The sequence below is a fragment of the Acinetobacter larvae genome, assembly GCF_001704115.1.
GTDB lineage: Bacteria > Pseudomonadota > Gammaproteobacteria > Pseudomonadales > Moraxellaceae > Acinetobacter > Acinetobacter larvae.
The window spans coordinates 3,097,243-3,113,143 of record NZ_CP016895.1; the positions used below are offsets into that span (position 1 = coordinate 3,097,243).

At 47.1% G+C, this 15,901-nt stretch carries 1 protein-coding gene and 1 pseudogene; both read right to left on the bottom strand.

Annotated features, from left to right (window positions below; all coding sequences use genetic code 11):
* Window positions 1-43 precede the first annotated feature (43 nt).
* On the bottom strand, window positions 44-3,745 hold the full coding sequence (locus BFG52_RS17530) for a beta strand repeat-containing protein (protein WP_456049104.1): 3,702 nt from the start codon (window positions 3,743-3,745) through the stop codon (window positions 44-46).
* Window positions 3,734-15,814: pseudogene (locus tag BFG52_RS13785) on the bottom strand (Ig-like domain-containing protein); the annotation flags it as partial. The pseudogene BFG52_RS13785 and the gene BFG52_RS17530, both read right to left, overlap by 12 nt.
* Between the last annotated feature and the right edge of the window lie 87 nt (window positions 15,815-15,901).

Here is a 15,901-nt window from a genome sequence, read left to right on the forward strand (position 1 = left end):
TTTATTTATAAAAATATAATCAAACTTTAGCAACCAAAGTTAATTATATAATTAATTGATTATTATACAGCAATTCAATTAAATCAGTTTGTACACCATTTAAAGTGAGCACTGTTGTAAACTGATCTCCGCCACCATCACGATCAATTGCAATGCTGGTGTTGCTGCCATCATTCGTTACTTTTAAGTAATCATGTAAAGCTGATGATGCATAATCTAGTTTTACCCCATCACTGTCCGTATACAGCCCTGCTGTACCTTTATAATCACTAAGTAACTCATTGATATCTATAATATCTGCATTGAGGTCTGTGGCAACTTGTCCAACATGGAAACCATTGACGATGTCACTACCATTACCGCCCGTTGCATCTGCTGCATTATGTAGCGCAAGATAAATTGTATCCTGCCCACCGCCTGCACCACCAAGATTATAAATATCATTGCCTGCGCCACCACTAAAATGATCATTACCAGCGGAACTATTAAAGACAGCATTGCCATTCCCTGCAATGAACTTCTCAATATTGACAAAAGTATCCGTTGAGCTTACACCGCCAATGACTTTAGTCACTGTTCCAGCGGCCATATCGACACTAATACTGGCATTGAGTTTGCTGTAGTCCAATACATCCATACCACCATTGGCGACCCAGGTTGGATTACCAGCAGCATCTACTTGCCAACCACCACCACCGTTATAGTGATCATTGCCGAGAGAGGCGTAGAAATGATCGTTATATCCCGTACCCACAATACCCGTTGGATTCGTGACACTATTATTGACTGCGCTGTCTGACTCGGCCGTTAAGATAATTGCTTCATTGGCTTTACCAGCTTTGATCCCAGTCCAACTCTGGTTAATTGTGCTATTGGCATAGCCACCAAGGTTGGCAACGCCAGCAACATTGTCGACCACACCATTGATATTACGCAACAATTGTACAGAATAGGTCTCGTTTGGATTCAGCCCATAGAAATTGACAATACCCGTACTATCATTTGAACCAGAAGACTGCGCATTGATCACTTGGGTAGAGACTAAGACGCCAGCGGAATTATAAAGTTTTACGGTATTGCCATAATAACTATTGAATCCCATCGCATCGACAATACGCACATGCAAACTGCTACCATCCGCTGCAACATTGGTATTGCGAATCACGATGGTAGGTGCAGCAGCATCACCCAACCCTACATTGCTATTTACACCCGAACGATAGAGTACCAAGTCAACCGAACCATCCCAGTCATAATCAACTGCCGTTGCGCCAGTAATATTGTTATAGACTGTGCTGCTTAAAGCACTGACAGTGCCAGCGCCGCCCCAAACACCTGTGCCCTGATTGGTATACAGTGTTGGTGCAAATGCAGTTCCCAATGTTGCTACAGGCACTTCGATTACATCGACTTTGCCATCGAGGTTCCAATCCACCGCAAAAGAACTTCCTCCTGCACGGTTGTCACCAAACCATAATGCTTCTGCATCAGTGGCTTTTAACTGTCCTTTACCATCATTGAGATAGATGCGGCTTTCATTAGAGTCAGCACCGGCTTTCGTCCCTCGATTGATATACAGATCTAACCAACCATCACCATTAAAATCGGCATAGGTCATCGACATCAACAAGCGCCCTTCATCATCAGCCCCACCACCAGTCATAAAGACATTGGCCTTATTGATGTAGGTAAAACCAGCACTGCCACCAGAGTTATATAGCACACCTAGACCACGAGAGTTATTTCCGTCCCTTGATGCATCGTTATAACTCACATTCGCCAAGATATCGACGGCACCGTTATTGTCTAAATCAACCCCAGAAACTGTTTTAAAAATATTCATAAGGTTGGGGATCACGGCTCCCGCAACGGTTCCCGTTCCCAAACCATTAACAACGGTAAATGCCGATGAGGGGGGCCGGTGATAGGCGCCACTCGACCCATTTCCCGCTTCGGGTACAAATGAACCCGCATTATTTTGCATAAAGACCAATGAATCTGCTGCAGAATCACCAATCACCAGGTCAAGGTAACCATCACCAGTGCGGTCATAAGCCACTACACCACCAATATGGTTTAAAGTATCCTGATCGAAGGTTTGTCCTGTATAAGAGCCATCGCTATTTCCTGTCCAATACGGTACTCGACCCGAGTTGCTATAACTACTTACCTGAGAAACCACATCGCTATAACCATCACGGTTAAAATCTGCAAACACCGTAGATGTGATCACACCACCATAGGTATGACTTGTCAAATCACTTGGCTCAGCTAAATACTGAGAGCTGAATCCTGTTGTTCCCTTAACTTCATAGACACGCCCAGCATAGGCATTATTACCATTGGTTGCTGTTACACTTTGGAAAAAGTTCCAGTTACCATTTTGACTAATACTAACCGCAGCAGAGTTCATCCCTAAGTTCGTTCCACTTGCAGTTGCTGTGCCACCCCAGTCAGTAACAATTGTTTCTGTACCACCGCTACTTGAACCAACACCGGTATGGGTAATTGGGCTGAGACGAGAAATATTGCCGGCTTTATCCCAAACCATAAAGGCTAAGTTTAATGCGCCACTAGGTAACTCTGTATTGAAGCTCCATGTACCATCATTAGCAACAACTGTGCTGGCAATGACAGTATCAATACCTTCTTGCCACATGCCATTTTTATTGACGTCATTGACCAATGCAACCGTTGTTCCAGCCTCTAATACACCATAAACGGTATGGTTAAATGTATTTGAGGCAACATTATTGGTTTGTGTCGGCACAATAGGTGCAAGCGTTGGTGCATCTGGTGTAGTCACATCAATCATGACCACACGATCTTCAGTACTCAATGCAGTGGTATTTCCAGCTTCATCACGTACCCTAAATTTAAAGTTTAAAGTGGTATCGGCAGTATAGGTATCGGATAAGTTATAGACCCAATCACTGCCTGCCAAACTGCTCACATCTTGCCAGGTTACGCCATTATCCTTAGAAATCTGCAACATTTCACCAGTTGCCAGAGCCGTGCTTAAAGTACCTTTTACCGCTGTTGGTGTATTGTCACGTGTAATGAGGTCACTATTCTGCGCTGTAATGGTTGTAGTCAAACCAGAGAGCGGCACACCATTACTCGTATCGACGTCTAAGCTAAACGTAGTGCTGAGACTTGCAACAACAGGCGGAGTTAAATCAACAATGATCGTGAAATCATTACTTTTTGCGCCCTCATTACCCACGGCTGAAACCACCTTGGCATAATAGCTACTACTACCTTCAGTTAGACCTGTTAGTGCATAGCTCCATGTTAGATTCACGGCATCGACCGTGGCATAACCTAAAAGACTATTGTCACTGGCATAGACTGCGACTTGATGACCCACACCCAGTGCTGCACTGATCGTCCCATTCAACACAGGAGCGGTATCATCTGTTTTAGTATTAGATGCAAAATCACCAGTAATCGCGCCTACATCATCGGTATAGGTGTTGATCGTTACGGTTTCTAAAGGAATGAGCGTATCGTAATCCTGACTTGCTGATGCGGCAGAATTTTTATTCCCAGCACTATCTGTTGCCACATTTGCAGCCACATTTACCGTGATGGTGCCAAGACTATTGGCTGTTGGTGTAACCAATAAGGTATATGTGTGAGCATCTACTTGGGTTAAAGTTGATGCCGCTGTTCCACCAGCGACAACAATGTCGCTTAACTCAAAATCAGCCACATCCTTATTAAAACTAAATGTAAAGGTCACTGGATCATTGGTAATACTCGCAGCAACATCATCTGTAATGGTTAAACTGAGTGGTATCAGGTCGGTAATAAAGCCCGCGCTGCCATCCAACACATCACCTTTACCTAGGTTCCCAGCAAGATCGCTATAACTATCATCGGCAACACTGATGCTCGGTTGATCTGTACCACTTTGGGTAAAGCTTGCTGTCCAAGTAATATTGTCTGTTGTGGTTAAGCCAGTTAAGTTACCACCGACTGTGGTGATATCACTCGCATCAAAGCCAGTCACAGCCTCACTAAATTTAAAGGTCACTGTCACCACTTCACCCACAGACAACACTAAGTCTGTGGCACTGATCTCAAGTGTCGGCGCTGTGGTATCGGTAATAAAGCCCGCGCTGCCATCCAACACATCACCTTTACCTAGGTTCCCAGCAAGATCGCTATAACTATCATCGGCAACACTGATGCTCGGTTGATCTGTACCACTTTGGGTAAAGCTTGCTGTCCAAGTAATATTGTCTGTTGTGGTTAAGCCAGTTAAGTTACCACCGACTGTGGTGATATCACTCGCATCAAAGCCAGTCACAGCCTCGCTAAATTTAAAGGTCACTGTCACCACTTCACCCACAGACAACACTAAGTCTGTGGCACTGATCTCAAGTGTCGGCGCTGTGGTATCGGTAATAAAGCCCGCGCTGCCATCCAACACATCACCTTTACCTAGGTTCCCAGCAAGATCGCTATAACTATCATCGGCAACACTGATGCTCGGTTGATCTGTACCACTTTGGGTAAAGCTTGCTGTCCAAGTAATATTGTCTGTTGTGGTTAAGCCAGTTAAGTTACCACCGACTGTGCTGATATCACTCGCATCAAAGCCAGTCACAGCCTCACTAAATTTAAAGGTCACTGTCACCACTTCACCCACAGACAACACTAAGTCTGTGGCACTGATCTCAAGTGTCGGCGCTGTGGTATCGGTAATAAAGCCCGCGCTGGCATCCAATACATCACCTTTACCTAGGTTCCCAGCAAGATCGCTATAACTATCATCGGCAACACTGATGCTCGGTTGATCTGTACCACTTTGGGTAAAGCTTGCTGTCCAAGTAATATTGTCTGTTGTGGTTAAGCCAGTTAAGTTACCACCGACTGTGGTGATATCACTCGCATCAAAGCCAGTCACAGCCTCGCTAAATTTAAAGGTCACTGTCACCACTTCACCCACAGACAACACTAAGTCTGTGGCACTGATCTCAAGTGTCGGCGCTGTGGTATCGGTAATAAAGCCCGCGCTGGCATCCAACACATCACCTTTACCTAGGTTCCCAGCAAGATCGCTATAACTATCATCGGCAACACTGATGCTCGGTTGATCTGTACCACTTTGGGTAAAGCTTGCTGTCCAAGTAATATTGTCTGTTGTGGTTAAGCCAGTTAAGTTACCACCGACTGTGCTGATATCACTCGCATCAAAGCCAGTCACAGCCTCGCTAAATTTAAAGGTCACTGTCACCACTTCACCCACAGACAACACTAAGTCTGTGGCACTGATCTCAAGTGTCGGCGCTGTGGTATCGGTAATAAAGCCCGCGCTGGCATCCAACACATCACCTTTACCTAGGTTCCCAGCAAGATCGCTATAACTATCATCGGCAACACTGATGCTCGGTTGATCTGTACCACTTTGGGTAAAGCTTGCTGTCCAAGTAATATTGTCTGTTGTGGTTAAGCCAGTTAAGTTACCACCGACTGTGCTGATATCACTCGCATCAAAGCCAGTCACAGCCTCGCTAAATTTAAAGGTCACTGTCACCACTTCACCCACAGACAACACTAAGTCTGTGGCACTGATCTCAAGTGTCGGCGCTGTGGTATCGGTAATAAAGCCCGCGCTGCCATCCAACACATCACCTTTACCTAGGTTCCCAGCAAGATCGCTATAACTATCATCGGCAACACTGATGCTCGGTTGATCTGTACCACTTTGGGTAAAGCTTGCTGTCCAAGTAATATTGTCTGTTGTGGTTAAGCCAATTAAGTTACCACCGACTGTGCTGATATCACTCGCATCAAAGCCAATTACAGCCTCGCTAAATTTAAAGGTGACAGTAATCACTTCACCGGCTGACAGTACTAAATCAGTGGCACTGATCTCAAGTGTCGGCGCACTATCATCGGTAATAAAACCATCTGTTGCATCAACAACATCGCCAGTACCAGCATTCCCCGCAACATCCGTATAACTTCCATCATTCACTTTAATACTGGGTTGTTCACTGCCACTTTGGGTAAAGCTTGCAGTCCAAGTAATATTGTCTGTTGTAGTCAAGCCCGTTAAGTTACCACCTGTTGTGAGTACATCACTGCTATCAAAACTACTTACTGCTTCACTAAACTTAAAGGTCACAGTAATTGTTTCACCCGCGGCTAGTTCCAAATCACTCACAGAAATACTCAGGCTTGGTGCTTGTATATCCACCACCAAATCAAAGCTTTCTGGCGCACTTTCATTGCCCGCCTGATCTGTTTGTGTCACTTGTAAATGATGCGGACCTTCAGTCAATGGGCTGGTCGGTTCAATGCTCCACGTTCCATCCGCTGCTGCCACCGTGGTCCCTAAGATGGTACCGTCTGTATCTTTTAAGGTAACGGTCGCATTCGGCTCTGCACCATGCCCCTTCACCGTTGGATGGGTGTCATTGGTACTGCCTCCTGCTGTGATCTGACCCACGATGTATTCCACATCATCAATTACTTCATCTATCTGTAATTGTGCTGGTGCTTGAGTGTCTAAATTAATCTCATAGACCGCGGAAGGTGCACCAGTATCACCGGTATTATTTCGAACCGCAGCGGTATAACTATAATGACCATCACTGCCTAAGTTATCCGTGAACTGCCATGTGGTGCCTGTTACTGTAGCCGTTCCCACCTCAACACCATCACGGAAGATCACCACAACATCACCAGCTGACAATGCCGAACCAATCGAACCTTCTAAGGTCGGTGTCTGATCATTGGTATAGCCTTTGTTGCTCACCACACCTTGTACTGGATCGACATTATCCAATACCCGTACAATCGCAACACTTTGTGATGCACCATCAAAGTTGGTGTTGATGTTATAGCTATTGCTCAGGGCTGAAGTATTGCCAGCCAAGTCTTCAACTTGTGCGGTATAAGTATAACTTTGACCACTGGCCAAACTGGCATCACTAAAGCTCCAGTTATTTCCTGTCACCGTTGCTGTACCAATCTTCACCCCATCGCGATAGACCACCAGCACTTCACCTGCCGTTAAGGCACTGCTCAATGTTCCCTTAATTTCTGGGGTATCATCATTGGTAAAGCCACCATTCGCCACCACACCTGTGACTGGGGCTTTATTGTCCACCACCTCGGTAATGCTGACACTTTGACTCGGCGCTACGGTATCAATATGAATGGTATAGCTATTGGACTCAGTGCCTGCAATACCCGCTGCACTTTCAACCACCACACTATAAGTATATTGTTCACCATGCTGTAAGTTGCTGTCTTGGAAAGTCCATGTTTGTCCTGTGACGATCGCTTCACCAATCACTTGACCATCACGCAGCACCACAACTTTTTCACCTGCTGCCAATGCTTCCGCTAAATTACCTTTAACCAAAGGCGCAGTATCATTGCTATAACCATTATTGGCAATAACACCAACTACAGGGTCAACATCATCTTCAATCTCGGTAATGGTCGCAATATTACTTGAACCATCCGTCACATAGCTAAGATCAAATGGATTAGAGCTTGGACCTGTCAGCCCAGAAGCATCTTCAACCTGTGCGGTATAGCGATAGTCTTGACCATTGACCAAACCATGATCGGTATAAGTCCATGTGGTTGCACCATTGGCGATGGTCGCTGTACCTACTTTGACCCCATCACGATAGATCACAATCACTTCGTTGGCAGCCAAGACACTGCTAATGCTACCGTTTAAGCTTGGCGTAGAATCATCTGTAATCGCACCCGATGCCAATTCACCCGTCACTGGACCGACGTTATCAGTCGCCGAGATGATCTGCACCGTTTGTGTTGGGGCAATAGTATCGACATTGATCACATAGTTATTAGAAATACCACCTCGGTTACCTGCGGCGTCTTCAACCCGTGCGCTGTACTCATACTGTTTGCCATTTTCAAGACCGCTGTCTTTAAAGCTCCACGTCTGTCCTGTGACAATCGCTTCGCCGACGACCTGACCATCACGCAGTACCACAACCTTTTCAGCATTGCCCAAAGCTTGGCTCAGCGTACCTTGTAAGGTCGGTGCAGTGTCATCGGTATAGCCATTATTGGCAACACTGCCTATCACTGGACTCACCGCATCTAAGATATCAATGATCTGCGTCGCTTGTGTTGGTGCAACACTATCCACCACCAAATCAAAGCTTTCTGGTGCACTTTCATTGCCCGCCTGATCTGTTTGTGTGACTTGTAAATGATGCGGACCTTCAGTCAATGGGCTGGTCGGTTCAATGCTCCACGTTCCATCTGCTGCTGCCACCGTGGTTCCTAAGATGGTACCGTCCGTATCTTTTAAGGTAACGGTCGCATTCGGCTCTGCACCATGCCCCTTCACCGTTGGATGGGTGTCATTGGTACTGCCCCCTGCTGTGATCTGACCCACGATGTATTCCACATCATCAATTACTTCATCTATCTGTAATTGCGAGGGTGCTTGGGTGTCTAAATTAATCTCATAGACCGCGGAAGGTGCACCAGTATCACCGGTATTAGTTCGAACCGCAGCGGTATAACTATAATGACCATCACTGCCTAAGTTGTCCGTGAACTGCCATGTGGTACCTGTTACCGTAGCCGTTCCCACCTCAACACCATCACGGAAGATCACCACAACATCACCAGCTGACAATGCCGAAGCAATCGAACCTTCTAAGGTCGGTGTCTGATCATTGGTATAGCCTTTGTTGCTCACCACACCTTGTACTGGATCGACATTATCCAATACCCGTACAATCGCAACACTTTGTGATGCACCATCAAAGTTGGTGTTGATGTTATAGCTATTGCTCAGGGCTGAGGTATTGCCAGCCAAGTCTTCAACTTGTGCGGTATAAGTATAACTTTGACCACTGGCCAAACTGGCATCACTAAAGCTCCAGTTATTTCCTGTCACCGTTGCTGTACCAATCTTCACCCCATCACGATAGACCACCAGCACTTCACCTGCCGTTAAGGCACTGCTCAATGTTCCCTTAATTTCTGGGGTATCATCATTGGTAAAGCCACCATTCGCCACCACACCTGTGACTGGGGCTTTATTGTCCACCACCTCGGTAATGCTGACACTTTGACTCGGCGCTACGGTATCAATATGAATGGTATAGCTATTGGACTCAGTGCCTGCAATACCCGCTGCACTTTCAACCACCACACTATAAGTATATTGTTCACCATGCTGTAAGTTGCTGTCTTGGAAAGTCCATGTTTGCCCTGTGACAATGGCTTCACCAATCACTTGACCATCACGCAGCACCACAACTTTTTCACCTGCTGCCAATGCTTCCGCTAAGTTACCTTTAACCAAAGGCGCGGTATCATTGCTATAACCATTATTGGCAATAACACCAACTACAGGGTCGACATCATCTTCAATCTCGGTAATGGTCGCAATATTACTTGAACCATCCGTCACATAGCTAAGGTCAAATGGATTAGAGCTTGGACCTGTCAGCCCAGAAGCATCTTCAACCTGTGCGGTATAGCGATAGTCTTGACCATTAACCAAACCATGATCGGTATAAGTCCATGTGGTTGCACCATTGGCGATGGTCGCTGTACCTACTTTGACCCCATCACGATAGATCACAATCACTTCGTTGGCAGCCAAAACACTGCTAATGCTACCGTTTAAGCTTGGCGTAGAATCATCTGTAATCGCACCCGATGCCAATTCACCCGTCACTGGACCGACGTTATCGGTCGCCGAGATGATCTGCACCGTTTGTGTTGGGGCAATAGTATCGACATTGATCACATAGTTATTAGAAATACCACCTCGGTTACCTGCGGCATCTTCAACCCGTGCGCTGTACTCATACTGTTTGCCATTTTCAAGACCGCTGTCTTTAAAGCTCCACGTCTGTCCTGTGACAATGGCTTCGCCGACGACCTGACCATCACGCAGTACCACAACCTTTTCAGCATTGCCCAAAGCTTGGCTCAGCGTACCTTGTAAGGTCGGTGCAGTGTCATCGGTATAGCCATTATTGGCAACACTGCCTATCACTGGACTCACAGCATCTAAGATATCAATGATCTGCGTCGCTTGTGTTGGTGCAACACTATCCACCACCAAATCAAAGCTTTCTGGCGCACTTTCATTGCCCGCCTGATCTGTTTGTGTCACTTGTAAATGGTGTGGACCTTCAGTTAATGGGCTGGTCGGTTCAATGCTCCACGTTCCATCTGCTGCTGCCACCGTGGTTCCTAAGATGGTACCGTCCGTATCTTTTAAGGTAACGGTCGCATTCGGCTCTGCACCATGCCCCTTCACCGTTGGATGGGTGTCATTGGTACTGCCCCCTGCTGTGATCTGACCCACGATGTATTCCACATCATCAATTACTTCATCTATCTGTAATTGTGCTGGTGCTTGGGTGTCTAAATTAATTTCATAGACCGCGGAAGGTGCACCAGTATCACCGGTATTAGTTCGAACCGCAGCGCTATAACTATAATGACCATCACTGCCTAAGTTGTCCGTGAACTGCCATGTGGTGCCTGTTACCGTAGCCGTTCCCACCTCAACACCATCACGGAAGATCACCACAACATCACCAGCTGACAATGCCGAACCAATCGAACCTTCTAAGGTCGGTGTCTGATCATTGGTATAGCCTTTGTTGCTCACCACACCTTGTACTGGATCGACATTATCCAATACCCGTACAATCGCAACACTTTGTGATGCACCATCAAAGTTGGTGTTGATGTTATAGCTATTGCTCAGGGCTGAGGTATTGCCAGCCAAGTCTTCAACTTGTGCGGTATAAGTATAACTTTGACCACTGGCCAAACTAGCATCACTAAAGCTCCAGTTATTTCCTGTCACCGTTGCGGTACCAATCTTCACCCCATCGCGATAGACCACCAGCACTTCACCTGCCGTTAAGGCGCTGCTCAATGTTCCCTTAATTTCTGGGGTATCATCATTGGTAAAGCCACCATTCGCCACCACACCTGTGACTGGGGCTTTATTGTCCACCACCTCGGTAATGCTGACACTTTGACTCGGCGCTACGGTATCAATATGAATGGTATAGCTATTGGACTCAGTGCCCGCAATACCCGCTGCACTTTCAACCACCACACTATAAGTATATTGTTCACCATGCTGTAAGTTGCTGTCTTGGAAAGTCCATGTTTGTCCTGTGACAATGGCTTCACCAATCACTTGACCATCACGCAGCACCACAACTTTTTCACCCGCTGCCAATGCTTCCGCTAAATTACCTTTAACCAAAGGTGCGGTATCATTGCTATAACCATTATTGGCAATAACACCAACTACAGGGTCGACATCATCTTCAATCTCGGTAATGGTCGCAATATTACTTGAACCATCCGTCACATAGCTAAGATCAAATGGATTAGAGCTTGGACCTGTCAGCCCAGAAGCATCTTCAACCTGTGCGGTATAGCGATAGTCTTGACCATTGACCAAACCATGATCGGTATAAGTCCATGTGGTTGCACCATTGGCGATGGTCGCTGTACCTACTTTGACCCCATCACGATAGATCACAATCACTTCGTTGGCAGCCAAGACACTGCTAATGCTACCGTTTAAGCTTGGCGTAGAATCATCTGTAATCGCACCCGATGCCAATTCACCCGTCACTGGACCGACGTTATCAGTCGCCGAGATGATCTGCACCGTTTGTGTTGGGGCAATAGTATCGACATTGATCACATAGTTATTAGAAATACCACCTCGGTTACCTGCGGCATCTTCAACCCGTGCGCTGTACTCATACTGTTTGCCATTTTCAAGACCGCTGTCTTTAAAGCTCCACGTCTGTCCTGTGACAATCGCTTCGCCGACGACCTGACCATCACGCAGTACCACAACCTTTTCAGCATTGCCCAAAGCTTGGCTCAGCGTACCTTGTAAGGTCGGTGCAGTGTCATCGGTATAGCCATTATTGGCAACACTGCCTATTACTGGACTCACCGCATCTAAGATATCAATGATCTGCGTCGCTTGTGTTGGTGCAACACTATCCACCACCAAATCAAAGCTTTCTGGCGCACTTTCATTGCCCGCCTGATCTGTTTGTGTGACTTGTAAATGATGCGGACCTTCAGTCAATGGGCTGGTCGGTTCAATGCTCCACGTTCCATCCGCTGCTGCCACCGTGGTCCCTAAGATGGTACCGTCTGTATCTTTTAAGGTAACGGTCGCATTCGGCTCTGCACCATGCCCCTTCACCGTTGGATGGGTGTCATTGGTACTGCCCCCTGCTGTGATCTGACCCACGATGTATTCCACATCATCAATTACTTCATCTATCTGTAATTGCGAGGGTGCTTGGGTGTCTAAATTAATCTCATAGACCGCGGAAGGTGCACCAGTATCACCGGTATTAGTTCGAACCGCAGCGGTATAACTATAATGACCATCACTGCCTAAGTTGTCCGTGAACTGCCATGTGGTACCTGTTACCGTAGCCGTTCCCACCTCAACACCATCACGGAAGATCACCACAACATCACCAGCTGACAATGCCGAAGCAATCGAACCTTCTAAGGTCGGTGTCTGATCATTGGTATAGCCTTTGTTGCTCACCACACCTTGTACTGGATCGACATTATCCAATACCCGTACAATCGCAACACTTTGTGATGCACCATCAAAGTTGGTGTTGATGTTATAGCTATTGCTCAGGGCTGAGGTATTGCCAGCCAAGTCTTCAACTTGTGCGGTATAAGTATAACTTTGACCACTGGCCAAACTGGCATCACTAAAGCTCCAGTTATTTCCTGTCACCGTTGCTGTACCAATCTTCACCCCATCTCGATAGACCACCAGCACTTCACCTGCCGTTAAGGCACTGCTCAATGTTCCCTTAATTTCTGGGGTATCATCATTGGTAAAGCCACCATTCGCCACCACACCTGTGACTGGGGCTTTATTGTCCACCACCTCGGTAATGCTGACACTTTGACTCGGCGCTACGGTATCAATATGAATGGTATAGCTATTGGACTCAGTGCCTGCAATACCCGCTGCACTTTCAACCACCACACTATAAGTATATTGTTCACCATGCTGTAAGTTGCTGTCTTGAAAAGTCCATGTTTGTCCTGTGACAATGGCTTCACCAATCACTTGACCATCACGCAGCACCACAACTTTTTCACCCGCTGCCAATGCTTCCGCTAAATTACCTTTAACCAAAGGCGCGGTATCATTGCTATAACCATTATTGGCAATAACACCAACTACAGGGTCGACATCATCTTCAATCTCGGTAATGGTCGCAATATTGCTTGAACCATCCGTTACATAGCTAAGGTCAAATGGATTAGAGCTTGGACCTGTCAGCCCAGAAGCATCTTCAACCTGTGCGGTATAGCGATAGTCTTGACCATTGACCAAACCATGATCGGTATAAGTCCATGTGGTTGCACCATTGGCGATGGTCGCTGTACCTACTTTGACCCCATCACGATAGATCACAATCACTTCGTTGGCAGCCAAGACACTGCTAATGCTACCGTTTAAGCTTGGCGTAGAATCATCTGTAATCGCACCCGATGCCAATTCACCCGTCACTGGACCGACGTTATCAGTCGCCGAGATGATCTGCACCGTTTGTGTTGGGGCAATAGTATCGACATTGATCACATAGTTATTAGAAATACCACCTCGGTTACCTGCGGCGTCTTCAACCCGTGCGCTGTACTCATACTGTTTGCCATTTTCGAGACCGCTGTCTTTAAAGCTCCACGTCTGTCCTGTGACAATCGCTTCGCCGACGACCTGACCATCACGCAGTACCACAACCTTTTCAGCATTGCCCAAAGCTTGGCTCAGCGTACCTTGTAAGGTCGGTGCCGTGTCATCGGTATAGCCATTATTGGCAACACTGCCTATCACAGGACTCACCGCATCTAAGATATCAATGATCTGCGTCGCTTGTGTTGGTGCAACACTATCCACCACCAAATCAAAGCTTTCTGGCGCACTTTCATTGCCCGCCTGATCTGTTTGTGTCACTTGTAAATGATGCGGACCTTCAGTCAATGGGCTGGTCGGTTCAATGCTCCACGTTCCATCTGCTGCTGCCACCGTAGTTCCTAAGATGGTACCGTCTGTATCTTTTAAGGTAACGGTCGCATTCGGCTCTGCACCATGCCCCTTCACCGTTGGATGGGTGTCATTGGTACTGCCCCCTGCTGTGATCTGACCCACGATGTATTCCACATCATCAATTACTTCATCTATCTGTAATTGTGCTGGTGCTTGGGTGTCGACCAAAATTTCAAACGCCGCACTGATTGGACCGACTTTCCCGCTGTCATTCTCCACTCGAGCGCTATATTCGTATAAGCCATCAGCTAAAGTACTGTCGGTAAAATGATACTTATTATCCGCACCTAAAGTTGCCGTACCCACTTTAACGCCATCACGATAAATATTGATAACATCGCCAGATGCAAGCGTCCCCGTTAAAACAAGGTTCAAGGTTGGTGTCGGGTCATTGGTACTACTGCCCGATGTAAAGTCACCAACTTGTGGATTGACGTTATCACTATAACTTTCAATCTCCACCAATGCAGAAGGTACGGCAACATCAACCACAGCCGTTGTTTCCGGTGAGGTATTGCCAGCTTTATCTGTCGCAGTGGCTTTGATTTCATCGCCATCTTTTAGACCGGGATTCGGCACCGTCCAAGTCCCATTCGGATTGGTCGTGGTTGTTTCCGTGCTGCCATCTGGGAAAGTCACGGTCACGGTGCTACCAGGCTCTGCTGTACCCGTAATTGGGTCAGTCTCACTGGGTGGGTTAATAATCGGTGCATCCGGTGCTACCGCATCAACAATTGCCGTCGCTGGCGGTGAAGTATTATTGGCAGGATCCGTAGCGACTGCTGTAATTTTATCACCATCTTTTAGACCGGGATTCGGTACCGTCCAACTTCCATCAGGATTGGTCACAGTGGTTTCAGTTTTGCCATCTGGGAAAGTCACGGTCACGGTGCTACCCGGTTCTGCTGTTCCGGTAATGGGGTCTTTGCCATTTACAGGATCGATAATCGGCGCATTCGGTGCTACCGCATCAACAATTGCCGTCGCTGGCGGTGAAGTATTATTGGCAGGATCCGTAGCGACTGCTGTAATTTTATCGCCATCTTTTAGACCGGGATTCGGTACCGTCCAACTTCCATCGGGATTGGTCACAGTGGTTTCAGTTTTACCATCTGGGAAAGTCACGGTGACGGTGCTACCCGGTTCTGCTGTTCCAGTAATGGGGTCTTTGCCATTTACAGGATCGATAATCGGCGCATTCGGTGCTACCGCATCAACAATTGCCGTCGCTGGCGGCGAGGTATTATTTGATGGGTCCGTGGCAACCGCTGTAATTTTATCGCCATCTTTTAGACCGGGATTCGGTACCGTCCAAGTGCCATCAGGATTGGTCACAGTGGTTTCAGTTTTACCATCTGGGAAAGTCACGGTGACGGTGCTACCCGGTTCTGCTGTTCCAGTAATGGGATCTTTGCCATTTACAGGATCAATAATCGGCGCATTCGGTGCTACCGCATCAACAATTGCCGTCGCTGGCGGCGAGGTATTATTTGATGGGTCCGTGGCAACTACAGTAATCTTGTCGCCATCTTTTAAACCGGGATTCGGTACCGTCCAAGTACCATCGGGATTGGTCACGGTGGTTGCCGTTTTTCCATCTGGAAAAGTCACGGTTATGGTGCTACCCGGTTCTGCTGTTCCTGTAATGGGGTCTTTGCCATTTACAGGATTAATAATCGGTGCATTCGGTGCCTCCGTATCCCCTTTAGAGCCATCGCTATGCCCCGCCCATGCGATGATTCCTCCGGCAACGATAGGCACAGCAAGCCAAGCCCAAGGGCTGCTTGC